The sequence below is a fragment of the Robiginitalea sp. genome (genome assembly GCF_049588695.1).
Classification (GTDB): domain Bacteria; phylum Bacteroidota; class Bacteroidia; order Flavobacteriales; family Flavobacteriaceae; genus Robiginitalea.
Map to the genome: position 1 here is coordinate 1 of NZ_JBAVZJ010000249.1, position 5,227 is coordinate 5,227.

A 5,227-nucleotide genomic window follows, 5' to 3' on the forward strand; every position below is an offset into this window, starting at 1 on the left:
GCATTTATGCGATCCAGCCAATCGTACGCAGAATGAAAAGTGTACCGGTCGCTGGTCTGGTAAAAATATGACAGTTTCTCCTCTGCTGTTCCTTTCTCGCTATAGGTCTGCAAAAACGATTCCCCCGGCATGGTGAAGTCCTGCCCTATTCCGCGTGCTGGGAATGCAAGTCCTGCCAGAAAACATAAGATGATTAGTGATTTTTTCATAAATCCGCCGCGCAACAGTCATAAGGTAAAAGGGGCTGCCGCATCTCAGTCATTCAAAATTACCTTTATCTAACGGAAATCTCCTTCTTTTGTTGTCAATTACAACCATTCTGTGGGGATTGATAAAAGGGAGGTTGTCAGGCGGTCTCTGAAAATAAGAAAAGGCCATGCACACAAGTACACAGCCTCTTCATCTACATGTAAGATTTGGGATCTTAACTAAAGACTTTTCAAAAATAGAATTTTGAAGCTCCTGCCCGACTGTTTTGTTGTGTATGCCCGAATTCTTGTTGTGAAACGGGTATTCTATAATAATTAGTCCTTGCAAAAGTCCCCAAAACAAACCAGTACCATGGTATTTTGCTAAGAATACACCAGTACTTCATAAGACTGTCATCATTTGAAAAAGGTCTGAAATCAGAAAGAGCCTTGCCGTTTGACAAGACTCTTTCACGAGAACACTATATGAAAATGAAAAATGAAAATTTATCCTTTAATCCTGAGACGAATATAGGCCCGTACTCCGCACCGGGCAATTTATTGTTGTGAAGTAGCTGATTTGTGTGGTCTAGACATCTTTTATGCATTTTTAGCCTGTTAGGAAGTTGGGAAAAACGCCACATTATCGAAGGCGTATTGAGAGTTACAAACGCTTACAAATCATGAATACGTAATAGTGGGCGAAAATTTCACAAAGTAGTACGCACCTGCCATAAGCCGATGGCGCAGGGAATCGCTGCCAAATATTAAAGGGACAGAAACCGGGGACTAGGAATTCATAGCGGAGATAATGAATTCCTTGAAGTCCTTGGAAATAGGAATAAGTGTGCCATTGATAAGGATATCCCTGGTATTGATACCGTCGATATGGTCCACATTTACAATATATGATTTATGCGCCCTGTAGAATTTGTTCTGAGGGAGTTTCTCCAGATAATTCTTCAGGGGTGAGCGCACCAGAAATTTTTTATCCTTAGTGTTGACTTCCAGATAAACATTGTCCGCTTTGATAAATCGGATGTCGTCAAAGTAAATCCGGTAGTACAGGTGTTGTTTTTTTACAAAAATCGAATCCTTTAAGACGGAGTTTGAAGTGAATCCTTCGCCGGCTACATGATCTGCGACTTCAGCCGCTTTAGACTTTTTTCCAGGCTCAAAGTTGGAAAGTGCAATTTCAATAGAGGTATACAAATCCTGTTGTTCGAAAGGCTTTACCAGGTATCCGTTCGGCTGCACGGTCTTGGCATTTTCAACGGTGGCCCGGTCTGAATTCGAGGTGACGAAAATAAAAGGGATGTCGTAGGACTCCCGAATATGCTTGCCGAGATCTATTCCGGTTTTGTCCGAGGCGAGGATGATATCGATCAATACCAGATCGACCTGATTGTTTTTAAGCACTTCCACCGCTTGTTCGTAAACGATGACGTTGTCGACAATTTCATAGCCGATTTCTTCAAGCATGGATTGCATGTCATCAGCGATAATTACATTGTCCTCAACAATAAGTATTTTGATCGGTTCTTCCAAAATGACTCTGGTTTAGCGGTTACAGTGATAAAACTACGAAAAATAATAATTCACTGCCAGAAGCAGCAATCCAATACCAAAGGTACTCAATGCCAACTTCTTCAATTCGGGATCAAGGGATGCCGGATCTGCAATGCGGGTTACCGTTCTAAGGTGCATTCCTATAAATACAAAGGGGATCAGGCATGGTAAAAAATACAGGGGTCGATCCTGAATCACAACATAGTAAAGAAGTGCCAGAAAAGCCAGCAGGCAAAGTGCTATATGATAGCGCACCCCATTGGCGTACCCCATTTGAACTACCAGGGTCCGCTTACCAGATCGGTTATCCGATTCACAGTCCCGGAGGTTATTGAGGTTGAGAACTCCAGTACTCAGGGCCCCTATAGCAATGGCGGGCAGAAAACTCTCTAAAGCAAGACTATGGGTGAACAGGAAGTAGGAGCCCAGCACACTCAGCAATCCGAAAAATAGAAATACAAAGATGTCGCCCAGGCCCCTGTATCCATAAGCATCTGATCCTACGGTATATTTTATAGAAGCCCAAATGGCTGTACTACCCAGCAGCAGGAAGAGCAGTAAATACCCCAGGGAATCTGTTCCAAAAGCATACAAGAGTGTTCCTAGAGTAAGAACAGCGCTCACCGATGAGCTAAGCCATATACCCCGGCGAAGATCGGAGGCAGAAAGGGCACCGCTCTGCATGGCGCGCTGGGGTCCGACCCTGAATTCATTGTCTGTACCCTTTATCCCATCGCCATAGTCATTGGCGAAATTTGAGGTGACCTGGTAGGCTATTGTGGTCGCGAGCATGAGTAAAAACAACCCCCCGTCTGAATATCCCGAACCCAATGCGAGGGCCGTACCGGCGAGGATTCCAGAAAGAGAAAGAGGTAGTGTTCTTAAGCGGGCTGCGTGGACCCAGGCACTTAATTTTGTCAAGTTTTGGGGTTTGGCCTATTCTTCGATTGCAATGCGTTTCCCATCCTGATACGAGGCGACAAAGGCGTCAGTAAAGCCCATATTCACCAATTCATTCCTAAAGTTGCGCGCTTCTTCCAGGGTTTGGAAATTCCCCAGGGAATAGCCGTAAAAGGGATTGTTTTTTACCAGGATCGTATTAGTCAAAGCTTCGGGGGCAAGGTTAAAGTTCTTATCCACAAATGCCTTGACCTGAACCGAATAAATCTTTTCTTTTTCAATAAACTCCTTGGCCAGGTAGAATTCGCGAATCAGGCTCAGCTCTTCGTTTTGTTTGCGAAGACTACTCATCCTGCGGTCCATCGCCTCGATAGTGTCCCTAACTCCGGCCATGTCCCTCGCCTCAGGCCCTGAACTGAGCCCCATGCTAAAGGCAGTTATGGCCAATGCTGCGATCAGGAACAATACTGTGACTACCGCGAAAATATTCCGCTGGATTCCCTTCCGCTTTAATTCCTGGTTCTTATGTTTGATCTGATCTAGAAGACGCTCATTGATGATCTGAGCTTTATCGATGTCTTTATGCAACTCCAGCAGATCACTTTCCTCTATGAATGGCATACTTGGGGACTTTTTAAGCTTTAGGGCGAAGGTAACTAAAATGCTCCGATTCCACAAAAGGGAAACAGGCATTCTCAACGCCCGCAAAAGGGCGCTTTACGTACTATGCGCTATGACCGGTTCTCAGCTTCGGTAAGGTAAATACCGTCCGGGCGAATTTCAATTTTTCGCTCCCGATACAATATTCCAATTCCCTTTTTGAAAACCTTCTTGCTCATTTGCAACCGATCCTGAATTTTTTGGGGATCCGATTTATCGTGCAGGGGCAATGCACCCCCGGAGGCCAGGAGCTCTTCGTAAATGCGCTCCGCTGCCGGCTCCAGTTTTCGATAACCGATAGGCTCCAGAACAATATCCAGTTTCTGATCCGGTCGAATGGTTTTAACATAACCTGTAAGGGAATTCCCCAAAGTTATTTTACGATGAATCTGATCCCTGAAGAGTAAGCCTTCATGCCGGTTTTCCACCACAACACCATATCCAAGAGGGGTTTCTTTATAAACCAGCAGAGACACCTTCTGGCCTGTAGTTACCGTGAGTTCAGCATTATCTAAAAACCGATCGAGGCGGGCCGAAGCGACCAGTCTTGAGGATTTGGGGTCCAGGTAGCAATAGACCACATACTCGGCCCCTTCCCTCATCTGAACAGGTTGCTCACGGAATGGTACAAGCAGGTTTTTCTCCAGACCCCAATCCATAAAAGCCCCGTGTTGGTTTACCTCCAGAACTTTCAGGGCTGCAAAGGTGTCCCTGAGAATACCAGGGGTGAGCGTTGTAGCGACGGGTCGCTCTTCGCTGTCCAGATAACAAAATACTTCGAGGGTATCCCCTATTTCGGTTGAAGTGGGAACATATTTGAGAGGCAAAAGGATTTCGGCCTCCTCCCCGCTTCCCAGAAACAAGCCCACCCGGGTGTCCCTTAAAACGGTAAGGGTGTTGTACTTCCCCAATTCGATCATAATGTTCCAGCTGTTGTGTCCCGGGGGTTCAAGGCCAGGGAATGTTTATTTATATGCGTCTTCTTTTTTAAAACGACGCGCCAGGATGTAATAGACAACGGCCCTGTGCTTATTCCGTTCAGAAGTCCCGTATTCCCTGATCACTTCCTTAATAGCGTACATAAGGTGCGGGCCATCCTCGAGCCCAAGTTTTTTGATCAGGAAATTCGTTCTGACGGTTTCCAGTTCAGACTCATCACTACCGGAGACAAAGGAGGCATCCCGATTATATATGGCCGGCCCCAAACCGGTGACCACTTTGTTGAGAAACTTCATGTCGGGGGTTTCGGAGAACTTTTCTGATATATCCCCGGCGTATTCCGCCATCAGGGCATCTTTTTTTTTACTCATAGTATTGGTTTGTCAAAGGATGTTTGGAAGGCGCCAAGATAGAAAATCAAAATAGCCCAGCAAAACGCTATCGTTGAGCTTTCGGGGGGTTTTTACTTCCAATAGTTTCGGGGAATCTGAGGATTCATAAAACTTTTGAAGGGCCGCCGCCAGTTCCTGGTCTGTCCCAGCCCCCACATAGTCCAGGCCGAAAGCCTTACATAATTCGGCTATGGAGCGATCCTGTACGGTCTCAAAGAAAGTTTCAAAATCAGTTCCTTCCTTTTTGCCAGGTAAGATCCTGAAAATACCTCCACCTCCATTGTTGATTACGATAATCCGAAAATCCGTCCGGACATAATTATTCCAAAGGGCATTGATGTCGTAGAAAAAACTGAGGTCCCCAGTAATCAGCAAAGTGGGTTCTTGTGAGGCCAACGAAGCACCAACGGCTGTTGAAGAACTCCCTTCAATACCGCTAGTCCCCCTATTGCAGTACACAGCATGCCCGGGACCCATCGGGAACAATTGGGAATACCGCACTGTGGAGCTATTGGCCAGGTGAACCTGCATTCCGGGGGGAATACAATCCAGGATCTGGTCAAAGGCCTTAAAATCAGA

The 5,227-nt window shown here is 45.9% G+C and carries 7 protein-coding genes; all 7 read right to left on the minus strand.

Translation table 11 applies throughout. From position 1 onward, the window contains the following. Positions 1 to 209, minus strand: a 209-nt coding sequence (locus WBV75_RS06030) for a hypothetical protein (protein ID WP_424119741.1), incomplete at its 3' end; no start/stop codon positions are given. Positions 210 to 977: 768 nt separating this feature from the next. After that, positions 978 to 1,736, minus strand: coding sequence for a LytR/AlgR family response regulator transcription factor (locus tag WBV75_RS06035; protein ID WP_424119742.1), 759 nt, complete (start codon positions 1,734 to 1,736; stop codon positions 978 to 980). 33 nt (positions 1,737 to 1,769) lie between these two features. Beyond that, positions 1,770 to 2,678 (minus strand): 1,4-dihydroxy-2-naphthoate octaprenyltransferase, encoded by a 909-nt coding sequence (menA, locus tag WBV75_RS06040; protein WP_424119743.1) that lies wholly within the window; start codon positions 2,676 to 2,678, stop codon positions 1,770 to 1,772. 15 nt (positions 2,679 to 2,693) lie between these two features. Continuing rightward, on the minus strand, positions 2,694 to 3,278 hold the full coding sequence (locus tag WBV75_RS06045) for an SPOR domain-containing protein (protein WP_424119744.1): 585 nt from the start codon (positions 3,276 to 3,278) through the stop codon (positions 2,694 to 2,696). Positions 3,279 to 3,388: 110 nt separating this feature from the next. Continuing rightward, positions 3,389 to 4,237: a CvfB family protein gene (locus WBV75_RS06050; protein WP_424119745.1), complete on the minus strand. Its 849-nt coding sequence runs from the start codon at positions 4,235 to 4,237 to the stop codon at positions 3,389 to 3,391. 45 nt (positions 4,238 to 4,282) lie between these two features. Next, positions 4,283 to 4,627: a DUF2853 family protein gene (locus WBV75_RS06055; RefSeq protein WP_424119746.1), complete on the minus strand. Its 345-nt coding sequence runs from the start codon at positions 4,625 to 4,627 to the stop codon at positions 4,283 to 4,285. A gap of 12 nt (positions 4,628 to 4,639) precedes the next feature. Further along, positions 4,640 to 5,227 (minus strand): thiamine pyrophosphate-dependent enzyme (locus tag WBV75_RS06060; protein ID WP_424119747.1); only part of this gene is annotated, 588 nt, incomplete at its 5' end.